The sequence below is a fragment of the Achromobacter sp. Root565 genome (assembly GCF_001427425.1).
GTDB classification, from domain to species: Bacteria; Pseudomonadota; Gammaproteobacteria; order Burkholderiales; family Burkholderiaceae_B; genus Achromobacter; species Achromobacter spanius_D.
Map to the genome: position 1 here is coordinate 113718 of NZ_LMGO01000007.1, position 14503 is coordinate 128220.

A 14503-nucleotide genomic window follows, 5' to 3' on the forward strand; every position below is an offset into this window, starting at 1 on the left:
GGCTGCAACGGTCCAGAACCAGGGGAAATTCCCTATCGGCAAATATTAGCGCTAATAAAATATTAGCGCTAATATTTGCCGATATTCACACCAAGATCAGGAGACAACATGCTTGACCAAGCCCGTGGCGTGTACATCGTTGCGCAGACGCCGTCTCAGGAAAATGGCGCCATTGACCTGGAAAGCGTCGACTCGCTGACCGACTTCTATTTTTCGCATGGCGCCAACGGGCTGACCGTGCTGGGCGTTGCAGGCGAGTCCAACAAGCTCACGCCGGCGGAATCGCTGGCGGTGGCGTCGCGGTTCATCGCGCGGGCCAAGGACAAGCCGGTCGTGGTGGGGGTCAGCAACAGCAGCGTGGCGCAGATGGCCGAGCTGACCGGACAGGTGATGGACGCCGGGGCCGCCGGCGTCATGATCGCGCCGCCGGGCGGGTTGCGCACCGAACAGGAAGTGTTGTCCTACTTCGAGGCCGTGTTTGACCGGATCGGCAACGTGCCGACGGTGCTGCAGGACTTTCCGTTTTCGACGGGCACCTGGATGTCGGTGCCGGTGATCGGCCAGTTGATCGAGCGGCATCCGCAAATTCAGGCGGTCAAGGAAGAGGACCTGCCCAGCATCACCAAGATCACCAAGCTGCGCGCCCTGCCCGGCCGCCGGGTCGCCATTCTGACCGGCAACAACGCGATGTTCCTGCCGCTGGAAATGGGCCGCGGCATTGACGGACCGATGGCCGGGTTCTCGCATCCCGAGATGCTGTCGCAGGTGTATGCGCTGTACACGGCGGGCCGTGTCGACGACGCCCACGCGGTGTTCGACCGCTACCTGCCTTTGCTGAGCTACGAGAACCAGAGCCAGTGGGGCGTCGCCGTCCGCAAGGAGATCATGAAACGCCGTGGGGCAATCAAGCATGCGGGCATGCGCCGGCCGGGTCCGAAGCTGGACGCGACCGACCATGCCGAGATCGATCTGCTGCTTGAGCGCCTGAAACGCACCCTGGCCGAGGCGGGTTGACCGAATCTCCCGGACGCCGTTTCCGCGGCGTTGCGGGATGCACTGCAGTACCGAACATCAAAAACCATAAACAAGGAGACAACATGTTCAAGAGCACCAAGCAGGGCATTGCTTACGCGTGCGCGGGTCTGGTCGCGCTGGCTGCATCGGCGGGCGCGAGCGCGGCGGATAACTGGCCGACGAAACCGATCCGCATGGTCATCCCGTTCTCGGCGGGCGGAAACACCGACGTGGTGGCCCGCCTGATTGCGCCGCACATCGAGAAAGCGGTGGGTCAGCCCGTCGTGGTCGAGAACCGTCCGGGCGCGGCGGGCAACATCGCCGCGGACTTCGTGGCGCGCGCCGATGCCGATGGCTACACGCTGTTGATGGGCACCGTGGGCACGCAGGCCATCAACTACGCCATCTACAAGGACATCCGGTTCAAGCCGGCGGATTTTGCGCCGATCACGCTGGTGGCATCCGTTCCCAACGTGCTGGCGGTGACGGCCAGCCTGCCCGTGAAGTCGGTGCAGGAACTGATCGAGTACGGCAAGAAGAATCCGGGCAAGCTGAGCTTCGCGTCCAGCGGCGCGGGCAGTTCGATCCATCTGTCGGGCGAGATGTTCAAGAGCCGCACGGGTGTCGACATGGTGCACGTGCCGTACAAGGGCAGCGCCGCGGCGGTGACGGATCTGGTCGGTGGCCAGGTGCATCTGATGTTCGACAACCTGCCGACCTCGCTGCCCTTCATCAAGAATGGCACGCTGCGCGCGTTGGCGGTGACCAGCGCCGAACGCAGCACCAATCTGCCCGACGTGCCCACCATGGCCGAGGCCGGTGTGCCCAATTTCGAAGCGGGCTCGTGGTTTGGCGTGCTGGCGCCGGCAGGCACGCCGGCGCCCATCGTGAACCGGATCGATCAGGCGATCGAGAAGGCCATGGCCGACCCCGATATGCAGAAGCGCGTGATCGAGCTGGGCGCGGTGCCCACCGTAAAGGGTCCGGCGCAATTCAACGCCTTCATCGGCACCGAGATCGAGAAATGGAAAGCCGTGGTGCAAGCCGCCGGCGCTTCCGCCAACTGACCCGAAGAAAGAGCCGGCCATGCCTGACGAAGACATCAAAGCCTCTTTGCGCGCCGCCTTCCAGGGGCGCGTGCTGGACGACGCCGACGCCCTGGCGCCGCACCTGACCGACTACCGCAAGCGGTGGACGGGCCGCACCCTGGCGCTGGCGCAGCCCGACAGCACCGAGGACGTGGCCAGGCTGGTGCATTGGTGCCGTGAGCGCCGCGTCGCCATCTATCCGCAAGGGGGCAATACGGGCCTGGTCGGCGGCAGCGTGCCGGACAGCGGCGGGCACAGCATCGTGCTGTCGCTGGCCCGCATGAACGCCATCCTGGACGTGGACCGCTACAACAACACCTTGACCGCGCAGGCGGGCGCCGTGCTGGCCAACGTGCAGGAGGCCGCCGCTCAGGCGGACCGGCTGTTCCCGCTGAGCCTGGGCGCGGAGGGAAGCTGCACGCTGGGCGGCAACCTGGCCACCAACGCCGGCGGCATCCAGGTGCTGCGCTACGGCAACGCGCGCGACTTGTGCCTGGGTCTGGAAGTGGTGACCCCTGACGGGCAGATCTGGAATGGCTTGCGCGGTCTACGCAAGGACAATACCGGGTACGACCTGAAGCAGCTGTTCATTGGCGCGGAGGGCACGCTGGGCATCATCACGGCCGCCACCGTCAAACTGTATCCGCGCCCGGCCGCGCAGATGACGGCCTTCGCCGCCGTGCCGGATCCGCAGAGCGCGGTGCAACTGCTGTCCCTGGCGCAGTCGTATCTGTCGGCCAGCCTGACGGCCTTTGAACTGATCAGCGGTCCGGCGGTGGAACTGGTGCTGCGACATACGCCGGGCGCGCGCAGCCCGGTGCCCGCCAAGGCGCCGTATTACGTGCTGCTGGAATCCAGCGACGCCGAAAGCGCGGCCCATGCCACGGAGCGATTCGAGGCGTTGATGGAGGCGGCCTTCGAGGCGGGCATTGTCACGGATGCGGCCATTGCGTCGACGCTGGCGCAGTCGGCCTCGTTCTGGCAGATCCGGCATCATCTGCCCGAAGCGCAGTCCATCGACGGCGAGAACATCAAGCATGACATCTCGCTGCCGATCTCGCGCATCGGGGAATTCATCGTGGCGGCGCAGACAGCGGTGCATGGCGTTCTGCCCAACGCGCGCATCTTCGTGTTTGGCCATGTGGGCGACGGCAACCTGCACTACAACGTGTCGACGCCGCCGGGCGCGGACGCGTCGGCCTACCAGGCCATGCGCAATTCAGAGAAGGCAGTTTCAGGCGCGGTGTACGACGTGGTGGCGCGCATGAACGGGTCGATCTCCGCCGAGCATGGCGTGGGACAACTGCGGGTGGGTTCGATTGGCCGGTACAAGCCGGCCAACGAGATGGCGATGATGGCGAGCATCAAGCGCCTGTTTGATCCGCTGGGGTTGTTCAACCCCGGGCGGGTGATCGCCGCGGACTGAGCGCGGCGCCCCGCGCGCCGGCGTCAGTGCGTGATCTTGGTCAGTGGGTGATCTTGGTGCCCAGCACCGCCAGGAACTGCGACATCCATGCCGGATGCGCCGGCCAGGCGGGCGCCGACACCAGGTTGCCATCCGTGTAGGCCTGGTCGACGGCGATCTCGGCGTAGGTGCCGCCGGCCAGCCGGACCTCGGGCGCGCACGCGGGATACGCCGAGCAGGTCCGGCCCTTCAGCACGCCGGCCGCGGCCAGGATCTGCGCGCCGTGGCAGACGGCGGCGATGGGCTTGTTGGCCTTGTCGAAATGCCGCACGATCTCCAGCACCTTTTCGTTCAGGCGCAGGTATTCGGGTGCGCGTCCACCGGGGATCACCAGGCCGTCGTAGGACGAAGGCTCGACGCGATCGAAGTCGTAGTTCAGCGTGAAGTTGTGGCCGCGCTTTTCGGTGTAGGTCTGCGCGCCTTCGAAATCATGGATCGACGTGGCCACCGTGTCGCCCGCTTTCTTGTCCGGGCAGACCGCATGCACCGTGTGACCGACGGTCAGCAGCGTCTGGAACGGCACCATGGTTTCGTAGTCTTCGGCGTAGTCGCCGACCAGCATCAACAGTCGTTTGCTCATGATTGTCTCCGTGGGATGAGGGTAGCGTCCGGTTGCTTGCCCGAGGATCGGGCTCCGGTTCTTGGTGTTCTTGTCCCATTGTGCCCGCCGAGCCGGCGGGCGAGGTGGTAGCGGGATACCACCGGGCTCCTCCCCTACTCCAGCGCCACCATGACCGGCTTGGCGCCCAGCAGGTCCACCAGCACGTTCGGATCAATGCCCACCAGATAGCCACGGCGCCCGCCGTTGATGTAGACCACCGGATATTCCAGCACATCGGCTTCAACCCACACCGGCATCTTCTTGCGCGTACCGAACGGCGATGTGCCGCCCACCTGATAGCCCGAATGGCGCTGCGCGACCTCGGGCTTGCAGGGCTCGACCTTTTTCAGGCCGGCCTGGCGCGCCAGATTCTTGGTGGAGACCTCGCGGTCGCCGTGCATGACCACGATCAGCGGCTTGGCCGATTCGTCCTCCATCACCAGCGTCTTGACCACGGCATGCGGGTCCAGGCCGAGCTGGCGCGCGGCTTCGCCGGCGCCGCCGTGATCGACGTAGTCGTAGGTGTGCTCGGAGTAGGCCACCTTGTGCTGCTTGAGGAACTGGGTGGCAGGCGTTTCGGAGACGTGGCGGGCTTTGCTCATTTTTGTGCCGGTGGGTAGGAAGATGGCGGCGGTCAGCCGCGTGGATGATGCGCCGCGTGCAACGCCTTCAGGCGTTCGCGCGCCACATGGGTGTAGATCTGCGTGGTGGAAATGTCCGCGTGGCCCAGCAGCATCTGCACGACGCGCAGGTCCGCGCCGTGGTTCAGCAGGTGGGTGGCGAAGGCGTGGCGCAGCACGTGGGGCGACAGCGGTGCATGCACGCCGGCAAGCACGGCGTATTTCTTGACCAGTTGCCAGAATGCCTGCCGCGACATCGCCTCTGCGCGGCTGGTGATGAAGAGCGCGTCGCTGACGCGGCCTGACGCCAATTCGGGTCGCGCAGTGGCCAGGTACTGCGAAATCCAGTGCGCGGCTTCGGCGCCCAGCGGCACAAGGCGGTCCTTGCCGCCCTTGCCCAACACCACGCGCACCACGCCTTCGTTCAGGCTGACGTCCAGCGCGCGCACGCCGACCAGCTCGGACACGCGCAAGCCGGTGGCGTACAGGGTCTCAAGCATGGCGCGGTCGCGCAGGCCGCGCGGCTGACTGACGTCGGGCGCGCGCAGCAAGGCGTCCACCTGTTGCTCGGACAGCGTTTTGGGCATGCGCGGCGGCTGCTTGGCGGCGACCAGCGTCAGGCACGGATCGCGCTCGGCGCGGTGTTCGCGCAGCGCCCAGGCGTAGAAGCGGCGCAGCGCGGCAAGCCGGCGGTTGGCGGTGGTGGCGCGGGTTTCTTCGTGACGGAAGGCGAACCAGGCCTCGATGTCGGCCTTTTGCGCGTCGCGGATCGGCTTGGCCGGGCCGAGAGGCAGGGTCTGCGCGCGTGCGGGTTCGCCGTGCCGGTCGGCCAGTTCCCGGGCATAGGCCTCGGGGTCTTCGAGCCAGCGGGCGAAACCCGTCAGGTCGCGCCGGTAGGCAGCCAGCGTGTTGGCGGAGAGGCCGTCTTCAAGCCAGACGGCGTCGATGAAGGCGTCGATGTCGGCTTGGGAGGCAAGCGGCTGGCGGGTTTTGGACATGGCGGGATTCTACGGCGCGGCGCGGCCGGGCAGGCGCTCGCCCACGCCGGCGGCGGCGGACTTGAGCCACGTTTCAAACGCCTTCAATGCATCGGACCGTTCGCTGCGTTGCGGATAACCGAAGTAATAGCCCTGACTGACCGCCAGCGACTGCGGCACCGGCATGGCCAACGCTCCCTGGTCCAACGCCGGCTGCGCCAGAAAGCGCGGCATCAACCCGACGCCCAGGCCGGCCTGCACCGCCGCCATCACCATGGTGAAAAGCTCGTAGCGCGGGCCGCCGGCCGCCTGCGGACCATACAGATAGCCATTGGCCCCGTACCACTGGCGCCAGGCGTCCGGCCGCGAAGCCAGGTGCAGATGCGTCATGCCGGTCAGGGCGCCGCCGCTCTGCTCCGCCACGCGCACCGCCAATTCGGGCGCACAGACCGGCACCAGTTCGCGTTCGGGAAACAGCAGCCCGCCCTGCGTGCCGGGCCAGAGTCCGTCCCCGTGGTACAGCGCGCCGTCGAACGGCTGATCCTTGAACTGGAACGGCAGCGTGCGCACGGACAGGCTGACGGTGATGTCACCGTGCTCGCGCTGAAAATCGGCCAGACGCGGAATCAGCCAGGTGGTGGCCAGCGTCGGCACGACGGCGATGTGGATGCTGCGCCCCATGCCGGTCCTGCTGACGAGACCAAAGGTGTCCTTTTCGATCTGGTCCAGATGGTGACGGATGCGGCCGGCGTATTCGGCGCCGTGATCGGTCAGTACGATCCGGCGCCGCACTCGCGTGAACAACTGCACGCCCAGCCGCGCCTCCAGGCTTGCCACCTGCCGGTAAACGGCGCTGTGCGTCAGCGACAGCTCTTCGGCGGCGCGCGAAAAGCTGCCCAGCCGGGCCGAGGCCTCGAACGCCTGCAAGGCGGTCAGATTGGGGATGCCGTTTCTCATGGAAATACCGCCGGAAAGCCGGCCCGCCGCCGTGCGCCCGCATGCTGCGGCGCACCAGCCGCCACGTGCCGGGGGATCAACAGAATGTGCAATTTTATCAATTGCGTTGTGCGCTCAGGGAACATATGCTCGGGAGTTCTACCCTAGGCTAACCACGACACCACCATGCCCCAGCAAGATTCCCGCCTTGGCGGTCACATTCTGGTCGACCAACTGGTCGCCCATGGCGTCAAACATGTCTTTTGTGTCCCCGGCGAAAGCTATCTGGCGGTGCTGGACGGCCTGCACGATGCCGATATCAAGGTCACGGTGTGCCGCCAGGAAGGCGGCGCGGCCATGATGGCCGATGCGCACGGCAAGCTGACGGGCGAACCCGGCATCTGCATGGTGACGCGCGGCCCGGGCGCGTCCAACGCGCTGGCTGGCGTGCACATTTCCAAGCAGGATTCGTCGCCGATGATCCTGTTCGTCGGCCAGATCGAGCGCGGCATGCGCGAGCGCGAAGCCTTCCAGGAAATGGACTACCGCGCCGTGTTCGGCACGCAGGCCAAATGGGTGACCGAGATCGATCAGGTCGAACGCATCCCCGAACTGATCTCGCGCGCATTCCACATTGCGACGTCGGGCCGCCCCGGCCCGGTCGTGATTGCGCTGCCGGAAGACATGCTGGTCGAAGCCGCCAAGGTGGCCGACGCGCCGCGCTACGAAGTCATCGAATCCGCCCCCACCGCTGGTCAGCTGGCCGACCTGGAAAAACTGCTGGCCGATGCGAAGAACCCGGTCGCCATCCTGGGCGGCACGCGCTGGGACGCGCGCGCCGTGCAGGAATTTGCCGACTTCGCACAACGCCATGCGCTGCCGACCGCCGTGTCGTTCCGCCGCCAGATGCTGTTTCCGGCCGACCACCCGTGCTTCATCGGCGACGTGGGCCTGGGCATCAATCCGGCCCTGCTCAAGCGCGTGGCCGACGCCGATCTGATCCTGCTGGTGGGCGGCCGCATGTCGGAGAACCCCAGCCAGGCATACACGCTGCTGGACATCCCGGTGCCCAAGCAAAAATTGGTGCACGTGCATCCCGATGCCGCCGAGCTGGGCCGGGTGTACCGCCCCACCCTGGCCATCAACACGTCGCCGTCCGCCTTTGCCGCGTCGCTGGCCGACCTGAAGGCGCCGGCCACGCCGGTCTGGGCCGACGGCACCAAGGCCATGCGCGAGTCGTACCTGAAATGGAGCGACCCCGAAACCGTCACCACGCCCGGCGCGCTGCAGCTAGGCCAGGTCATGGCGTATCTGGAAAAGACGTTGCCGGCCGACGCCATCATGACCAACGGCGCGGGCAACTACGCCACCTGGCTGCATCGCTTCCACCGCTTCACGCGTTTTGGCACGCAGTTGGCGCCCACCTCCGGGTCCATGGGCTACGGTCTGCCGGCGGCCGTGGGCGCCAAGCGCGTCTGGCCGGACAAGACCGTCGTGTGCTTCGCGGGTGACGGATGCTTTCTGATGCACGGCCAGGAGTTCGCGACGGCGGTGCAGTATGACCTGCCCATCGTCGTGATCCTGGTGGACAACGGCATGTACGGCACGATCCGCATGCACCAGGAAAAGCACTATCCGGGCCGCATTTCCGCGACCGAACTCAAGAACCCCGATTTCGCCGACTACGCGCGCGCCTTCGGCGGCCACGGCGAACGCGTGGAGACGACCGAACAGTTCGCTCCGGCCTTCGAACGAGCACTGGCCAGCGGCAAGCCGGCGATCCTGCACTGCTTCATCGACCCGGAAACCATCAGCCCGTCCACGACCCTCGAGAAGATCCGCGAGGCGGCGCTGAAGGCCCAGCACTGAACCCCACTCGGGCGATAAGACCGGCGGCGCGCCCAGGCGCACCGCCGTGCAAACCCCAACTTGCCGCCCGAATTATTTTAAGTTTAAACTTTTTAGATTCCGATCTCGGAAATCCATAGCGGAGACCCAGCATGTCCTCGAACCCCTCATTCCACTGGCAAGATCCTCTGTTGCTGGACCAGCAACTGACCGACGAAGAGCGTATGGTGCGCGATGCCGCCTACGCCTACTCGCAGGACAAGCTGGCTCCGCGCGTGCTCAACGCGTTCCGCAACGAGAAGACCGATCCCGAGATCTTCTCCGAAATGGGCGAACTGGGCCTGCTGGGCGCCACGATCCCCGTCGAATACGGCGGCGCCGGTCTGAATTACGTCAGCTACGGCCTGATCGCCCGTGAAGTCGAACGCGTCGACTCCGGCTACCGCTCGATGATGAGCGTGCAGTCCTCGCTGGTGATGGTGCCGATCAACGAATTCGGCAGCGAAGAACAAAAGAAGAAGTACCTGCCCAAGCTGGCGCGCGGCGAATGGATCGGCTGCTTCGGCCTGACCGAACCCAACCACGGCTCCGACCCCAACGGCATGGAAACCCGCGCCGTCAAGACGGCCGACGGCTACAAGGTCAGCGGCAACAAGATGTGGATCACCAACTCGCCCATCGCGGACGTGTTCGTGGTGTGGGCCAAGTGCGTCGGCGGCGACTTCGACGGCAAGATCCGCGGCTTCATCCTCGAAAAGGGCATGAAGGGCCTGTCGGCCCCCGCCATCCACGGCAAGGTCGGCCTGCGCGCGTCGATCACCGGCGAAATCGTCATGGACGAAGTGGAAGTGTCCGCCGACCAGATGATGCCCGGCGTGTCCGGCCTGAAGGGTCCGTTCACCTGCCTGAACTCCGCCCGCTACGGCATCGCCTGGGGCGCTGTCGGCGCTGCCGAGGCCTGCTGGCACACTGCCCGCCAGTACACCCTGGACCGCAAGCAGTTTGGCCGCCCCCTGGCCGCCAACCAGCTCATCCAGAAGAAGCTGGCCGACATGCAGACCGAAATCACGCTGGCGCTGCAAGGCTGCCTGCGCCTGGGCCGCATGAAGGACGAAGGCACTGCTGCCGTCGAAATCACCTCGATCATGAAGCGCAACTCGTGCGGCAAGGCGCTGGACATCGCCCGCCTGGCCCGCGACATGCTCGGCGGCAACGGCATCTCCGACGAGTTCGGCGTCGCCCGCCACCTGGTGAACCTGGAAGTGGTCAACACCTACGAAGGCACCCACGACGTGCACGCCCTGATCCTGGGCCGCGCACAGACGGGCATCCAGGCGTTCTATTGATCGCCTGCCTGGTGTAGCAAAGGAAGCCGCCCGCTTGGGCGGCTTTTTTTTGCGCGTTGCTGCAGCGCCAGGTGTCTGACACCCACGACGACTTACTCGGTGTCTGACACCCTCTGAGCCGTCGGCACAAACTGACGGCCATCTCCCCGGGGTGTCAGACACCGACCGAATGGGAATACCCCATACGCCCGATCCCGCCCCGCCTGCGCATTGCCGAAAGCCCGACTAGGCGTACGCCTGTATACCTCTTACGCTTTGCGGGTCCCTTCAAGAGGAGTCGCGCATGCAAGGCATCACCCCCCTGCGCCTGGCGGCGGTCATCGCCATGGCATTCGTTGCCCACGGCGCTCAGGCCGCCACGACGCTGACCATGACCACCGAATACCCGGCCACCTCCATGCCCGGCCAAGGCGTGTCCACGTTTGCCGAGCTGGTGCGCGCTAAGTCCGCAGGCAACGTCGTCATCGACACGAGTTTCGACGCGGCCAAGGGCATCAAGTCGGGCGACATGATCGACGCGGTGCAGGCGCGCAAGGTGGATGCGGGCGACGCCTTCGCCGGCGCGCTGGCCACGAAGTATCCGCTGTTTGGCGTGTCGTCCCTGCCCTTCCTGGCGGACTCGCTGTCCAAGGCGCGCAACCTCAACAAGGCGGCGCGCCCGGCATACGAGAAGCTGCTGGCCGCGCACGGCCAGAAGTTGCTCTACACCACGCCGTGGCCGGCCTCGGGCATCTGGTCCAAGCAGAAGGTGGACAGCGTGGCGGCGCTCAAGCGCCTGACCATCCGCACCTACGATGCGACGTCGCAGGACGTCATGCAGCGTGCCGGCGCGCGCGCGGAGAACATCTCGTTTGCCGACGCCATGCCGCGTATCGCCTCGGGCGAGGTGAACGCGGTGCTGTCCTCCGGCGACGGCGGCGCGGGCCGCAAGTTGTGGGAGTACCTGCCTCACTTCGCCGAGATCAATTACGCCATGCCGATTTCGGTGGCGACGATGAACCTGAAAGCCTACGAGGCGCTCGACGCGCGTTCGCGCAAGGCCATCGACCAGGCGGCCGCGCAGACCGAGGCCGAACAGTGGAAACGCATCGAAGGCCGCCTGCAGCAGAACTACGCAAACATGCGCAAGAACGGCGTGGCCATCAACACCGCCGTGCCGCCCGCGGTGCGCAAGGCATTACAGGACGCCTCCAAGGAATCGATCAACGCCTGGAAAGCGGCGGCCGGCCCGGAAGGGGCCGCCATTTTGAAACAGGCGGGCAAGCGGTAAAAAAACGCCGCGTCGGCTAGTTGTTGCCGGACAGGTCGAACAGGCTGGTCGCGTCCATTTCCAGCACGCTTTCGTCGTGCTGGTTCACGACCGTCCACGCCCAGTTGATGATGCCCAGGTCCGGGCGCGAGGACGAATGCCGCGCGCCTTGTACGCGCGCGTGCAGGTGCAGGGTGTCGCCAGGGCGCACCGGCGTGCGCCAGCGGACTTCGCCCAGGCCGGGCGAGCCGAAGGATTCGGAATCATGCAAGGCGGCGTCAACCGCCATGCGCATGGCCAGCGCGCAGGTATGCCATCCGCTGGAGATGAGGCCGCCCCACCGGCCTGCCGCGGCGCGCTGCGGATCGGTGTGAAACCATTGGGGATCGTACTTGCGGGCAAACTCCAGGATTTCCGCTTCCGTCACGGTGACTGGCCCGCCCTTGATCACCATGCCGTCCTTGAATTCGGCGAACTTCATGTCTTGTTTTCCCCGTGCCAACGAAATCGGCGCGCCCAGGCGCGCCGATCGTCACGCATCTGTTGTTGTGGATCAGTAAGTCTCGAAGTGCAGCCGGCCTTCGCGGCGCAGCGCTTCATGCAGGATAGACCAATCCTCGCCGGACTGCACCACCACCTCGCGCAGCGCGTCCAGCACGCCGACCTCCATGCCCTTCAGACCGCAGACGTAGATGCAGGTGTTGCGATCGGCCAGCAATCCGCGTACCTGCGCGGCACGCTCGCGGAGCAGGTCCTGCACGTAGCGTTTGGGCTGGCCGGGTTCGCGCGAGAGCGCCAGGTTGATGTCGATGAAGTCGCGTGGCAGCTTCATCAATGGGCCGAAATAAGGCAGCTCGCGTTCGGTGCGCGCCCCGAAAAAAAGCATGAGCTTGCCGATGTCCGCCGTGCCGATCAGGCGGCGGCTGCGCTCGGTCATGGCGCGCATCGGCGCCGAGCCGGTGCCCGTGCAGATCATGATGAGATTGGCCTTCGGATGATTCGGCATCAGGAAGGTGTGGCCGAACGGTCCGATCACCTGCACCGTGTCGTTCTTGGCCAGATCGCACAGATAATTGGAGCAGACGCCGTGCGCGGCCTCTCCACCGTGGTCCTGCGTGACGCGCTTTACCGTCAGCGACAGGTTGTTGTACCCCGCCCGTTCGCCGTCGCGCGGGCTGGCCAGCGAATACTGGCGCGCGTGATGCGGCCGGCCCATCGCGTCCACGCCCGGCGGCAGGATGCCGATCGACTGCCCTTCCAGCACCGGAAACGGCTGTTCGCCGAAGTCGAGCACGATGTGGTGGATATCGCTTTCCGTGTCGGCGCCGGTGACACGGTAGTTGCCCACGACCGTCGCGGTGATGGGCGTCTTGTGCGTGTACAGATTCACATAGGGGTGGGCGGCGGACCACGGGGGCACGGCGGCGCCGGGCGTCACAAGCATCGCCGGCGCGGCTGCCGGTTCAGCCTGCGGATCCGCCGCGGCCTGCTGCGCGGCGTCGCCCGCCACGGCGGCGTCCACCGGCAACGACTTTTCCTGCGGCAGTTCTTCCCAGCCGAACTGGTCCTGCACGGAATAGGCTTCGGCGCGCACCACCAGCCGCCAGTTGTCGATGGAACCGGTCGGGCAAGGCGGCACGCAGGCCATGCAGCCGTTGCAGATCTCCGGATCCACCACATAGTTGTTCGAATCGTGCGTGATCGCATCGACCGGACAGGTCTCTTCGCAGGTATTGCAGCGGATGCAGATCTCGGGATCGATCAGGTGCTGCTTCAGGACTTCCACCGGTAACGGGGCGTTCATCGCCGTCCTCCCAAACGCGCGGGCACGCGGCCCGCGCGGCCATCAGTTGAAACGCACGTACTCGAAATTCACCGGCTGGCGGTTGACACCCATGACAGGCGGCGCGATCCAGTTGGCGAACTTGCCCGGTTCCGTGACCCGGCCCATCAGCGACGCGACGAACGCGCGATCTTCCGGCGTGGGCAGCCACTTGTGCTGATTGGCCTGCCATTGCGATTCGGACACGATCTCGCCCTCGGGCGACATGCGGATGCCGGCCAGCGTGCCGATCTGGCGGTTGAACGCCTTGTGCGGCACTTGCAGGCGGAAGGCCAGGCCGCTCTTTTCGATGACCTTGTTCCAGCGGCCGATGCCGGCCACCGAGTCGCGGATGAAGTCATCGCGCAGCACTTCGTTCAGCGCGTTGAGCATCGGCACCTCGATCTCCGTCAGCTTGCCGTTGCTGACGTTCAGCACCCGGTAGGTGTCGTTCTTGAGCTGATGGTCGTCGTTGCGCTTGGTCTCTTCGTAGCGGCCCTTCAAGCCCGAGCCGTAGAAGATGGCGGCGTTGGACGACTGGTCCGCGCCAAAGAGGTCGATGGTGACGCTGTAATGGAAATTCAGGTAGCGCTGGATGGTCGGCAGGTCGATCACGCCGGCCGCTCGCACGGCTTGCGGATCGTCGGTCTTCAGTTCCTTCATCACTTCGCAGGTGCGCTGAATGACGCGCGAGATGCCGGACTCGCCCACGAACATGTGGTGCGCTTCCTCGGTCAGCATGAACTTGGTCGTGCGGGCCAGCGGATCGAAGCTGGACTCGGCCAGCGCACACAGCTGGAACTTGCCGTCGCGGTCGGTGAAGTACGTGAACATGTAAAACGCCAGCCAGTCCGGCGTCTTTTCGTTGAAGGCGCCCAGGATGCGCGGGTTGTCGGAATCGCCCGAGCTGCGCTGCAGCAGCGCGTCGGCTTCCTCGCGCCCGTCGCGCCCGAAGTAACGATGCAGCAGGTACACCATCGCCCACAGGTGCCGCCCTTCTTCGACGTTGATCTGGAACAGGTTGCGCAGGTCGTACTGCGACGGCGCGGTCAGGCCCAGGTGCCGCTGCTGCTCGATCGAGGCGGGTTCCGTGTCGCCCTGCGTGACGATGATGCGTCGCAGGTTGGCGCGGTGCTCGCCCGGCACGTCCTGCCACACATCGCGGCCGATGTTCTCGCCAAAATGGATCTTGCGCTGCCCATCCTGCGGCGCCAGGAAAATGCCCCATCGGTAGTCGGGCATGCGCACGTGATTGAAGTGCGCCCAGCCGTCGGGCTCGACGCTGACCGCCGTACGCAGATAGACGTCGAAGCCGTGCGAGCCATCCGGCCCCATGTCCTGCCACCACTGCAGGTAATTGGGCTGCCAGTGTTCCAGCGCGCGCTGCAACGTGCGGTCGCCGGACAGGTTGACGTTGTTGGGAATCTTGTCGGTGTAGTTGATGCCGGACATGTCTCTCTCCTGATTCTTGGAATGGGGCCGCCAGCCGCGCGGCGCTAGGGTCTCAGTGCCTGCGGGCAGGCGCGCATGGCGCCTT

The 14503-nt window shown here is 65.8% G+C and carries 13 protein-coding genes; 6 read left to right on the forward strand and 7 right to left on the reverse strand.

Going from position 1 to position 14503, the window contains the following annotated elements:
• Positions 1-108 precede the first annotated feature (108 nt).
• From ASD71_RS24770 to ASD71_RS24780, 3 genes are all read left to right on the forward strand, one after another.
• The gene (locus ASD71_RS24770) at positions 109-1014 is read left to right on the forward strand and encodes a dihydrodipicolinate synthase family protein (protein ID WP_056570843.1); all 906 of its coding nucleotides are present in this window, start codon (positions 109-111) and stop codon (positions 1012-1014) included.
• 83 nt (positions 1015-1097) lie between these two features.
• A complete protein-coding gene (locus tag ASD71_RS24775; protein ID WP_056570845.1) occupies positions 1098-2081 on the forward strand; it encodes a tripartite tricarboxylate transporter substrate binding protein in 984 nt (327 codons plus the stop codon).
• Between the two features lie 19 nt (positions 2082-2100).
• Positions 2101-3528 carry an FAD-binding oxidoreductase gene (locus ASD71_RS24780; protein ID WP_056570846.1) on the forward strand — a complete coding sequence of 476 codons (1428 nt, stop codon included), beginning with the start codon at positions 2101-2103 and terminating at the stop codon, positions 3526-3528.
• A gap of 40 nt (positions 3529-3568) precedes the next feature.
• On the opposite strand, the gene ASD71_RS24785 is transcribed toward ASD71_RS24780, so the two are convergent.
• The 4 genes from ASD71_RS24785 to ASD71_RS24800 all read right to left on the reverse strand — a co-directional run bounded on the left by ASD71_RS24785 (position 3569) and on the right by ASD71_RS24800 (position 6722).
• A complete protein-coding gene (locus ASD71_RS24785; RefSeq protein ID WP_056570848.1) occupies positions 3569-4147 on the reverse strand; it encodes a DJ-1/PfpI family protein in 579 nt (192 codons plus the stop codon).
• A gap of 134 nt (positions 4148-4281) precedes the next feature.
• Positions 4282-4770 carry a Cys-tRNA(Pro) deacylase gene (gene ybaK, locus ASD71_RS24790; protein WP_056570850.1) on the reverse strand — a complete coding sequence of 163 codons (489 nt, stop codon included), beginning with the start codon at positions 4768-4770 and terminating at the stop codon, positions 4282-4284.
• A 32-nt stretch (positions 4771-4802) separates the two neighbouring features.
• Positions 4803-5786: a site-specific tyrosine recombinase XerD gene (gene xerD / locus ASD71_RS24795; protein ID WP_056570853.1), complete on the reverse strand. Its 984-nt coding sequence runs from the start codon at positions 5784-5786 to the stop codon at positions 4803-4805.
• A gap of 9 nt (positions 5787-5795) precedes the next feature.
• A complete protein-coding gene (locus tag ASD71_RS24800) occupies positions 5796-6722 on the reverse strand; it encodes a LysR substrate-binding domain-containing protein (RefSeq protein ID WP_056570855.1) in 927 nt (308 codons plus the stop codon).
• 165 nt (positions 6723-6887) lie between these two features.
• Here ASD71_RS24800 and ASD71_RS24805 point away from each other — a divergent pair, with 165 nt between their 5' ends.
• The 3 genes from ASD71_RS24805 to ASD71_RS24815 all read left to right on the forward strand — a co-directional run bounded on the left by ASD71_RS24805 (position 6888) and on the right by ASD71_RS24815 (position 11165).
• Positions 6888-8570 (forward strand): thiamine pyrophosphate-binding protein, encoded by a 1683-nt coding sequence (locus tag ASD71_RS24805; RefSeq protein WP_056570857.1) that lies wholly within the window; start codon positions 6888-6890, stop codon positions 8568-8570.
• 131 nt (positions 8571-8701) lie between these two features.
• Positions 8702-9895 carry an acyl-CoA dehydrogenase gene (locus tag ASD71_RS24810; protein WP_056570859.1) on the forward strand — a complete coding sequence of 398 codons (1194 nt, stop codon included), beginning with the start codon at positions 8702-8704 and terminating at the stop codon, positions 9893-9895.
• Positions 9896-10178: 283 nt separating this feature from the next.
• Positions 10179-11165, forward strand: a complete 987-nt coding sequence (locus ASD71_RS24815; RefSeq protein ID WP_056570861.1) for a TRAP transporter substrate-binding protein — start codon at positions 10179-10181, stop codon at positions 11163-11165.
• 16 nt (positions 11166-11181) lie between these two features.
• Here the strand turns inward: ASD71_RS24815 and ASD71_RS24820 are convergent, their stop codons facing one another.
• From ASD71_RS24820 to boxB, 3 genes are all read right to left on the reverse strand, one after another.
• On the reverse strand, positions 11182-11625 hold the full coding sequence (locus ASD71_RS24820; protein ID WP_056570863.1) for a MaoC family dehydratase: 444 nt from the start codon (positions 11623-11625) through the stop codon (positions 11182-11184).
• 72 nt (positions 11626-11697) lie between these two features.
• Entirely contained in the window at positions 11698-12948 is a 1251-nt protein-coding gene (gene boxA, locus ASD71_RS24825) for a benzoyl-CoA 2,3-epoxidase subunit BoxA (protein WP_056570865.1), read from the reverse strand.
• Between the two features lie 42 nt (positions 12949-12990).
• Positions 12991-14418 carry a benzoyl-CoA 2,3-epoxidase subunit BoxB gene (boxB, locus tag ASD71_RS24830; RefSeq protein ID WP_056570867.1) on the reverse strand — a complete coding sequence of 476 codons (1428 nt, stop codon included), beginning with the start codon at positions 14416-14418 and terminating at the stop codon, positions 12991-12993.
• Positions 14419-14503: the final 85 nt, after the last annotated feature.

Excerpts from the sequence above, each read along its gene's own strand:
- ASD71_RS24770 (WP_056570843.1), top strand. The coding sequence starts at position 109 with ATGCTTGACCAAGCCCGTGGCGTGTACATCGTTGCGCAGACGCCGTCT.
- ASD71_RS24775 (WP_056570845.1), top strand. The coding sequence starts at position 1,098 with ATGTTCAAGAGCACCAAGCAGGGCATTGCTTACGCGTGCGCGGGTCTG.
- ASD71_RS24780 (WP_056570846.1), top strand. The coding sequence starts at position 2,101 with ATGCCTGACGAAGACATCAAAGCCTCTTTGCGCGCCGCCTTCCAGGGG.
- ASD71_RS24785 (WP_056570848.1), bottom strand. The coding sequence starts at position 4,147 with ATGAGCAAACGACTGTTGATGCTGGTCGGCGACTACGCCGAAGACTAC.
- ybaK (WP_056570850.1), bottom strand. The coding sequence starts at position 4,770 with ATGAGCAAAGCCCGCCACGTCTCCGAAACGCCTGCCACCCAGTTCCTC.
- xerD (WP_056570853.1), bottom strand. The coding sequence starts at position 5,786 with ATGTCCAAAACCCGCCAGCCGCTTGCCTCCCAAGCCGACATCGACGCC.
- ASD71_RS24800 (WP_056570855.1), bottom strand. The coding sequence starts at position 6,722 with ATGAGAAACGGCATCCCCAATCTGACCGCCTTGCAGGCGTTCGAGGCC.
- ASD71_RS24805 (WP_056570857.1), top strand. The coding sequence starts at position 6,888 with ATGCCCCAGCAAGATTCCCGCCTTGGCGGTCACATTCTGGTCGACCAA.
- ASD71_RS24810 (WP_056570859.1), top strand. The coding sequence starts at position 8,702 with ATGTCCTCGAACCCCTCATTCCACTGGCAAGATCCTCTGTTGCTGGAC.
- ASD71_RS24815 (WP_056570861.1), top strand. The coding sequence starts at position 10,179 with ATGCAAGGCATCACCCCCCTGCGCCTGGCGGCGGTCATCGCCATGGCA.
- ASD71_RS24820 (WP_056570863.1), bottom strand. The coding sequence starts at position 11,625 with ATGAAGTTCGCCGAATTCAAGGACGGCATGGTGATCAAGGGCGGGCCA.
- boxA (WP_056570865.1), bottom strand. The coding sequence starts at position 12,948 with ATGAACGCCCCGTTACCGGTGGAAGTCCTGAAGCAGCACCTGATCGAT.
- boxB (WP_056570867.1), bottom strand. The coding sequence starts at position 14,418 with ATGTCCGGCATCAACTACACCGACAAGATTCCCAACAACGTCAACCTG.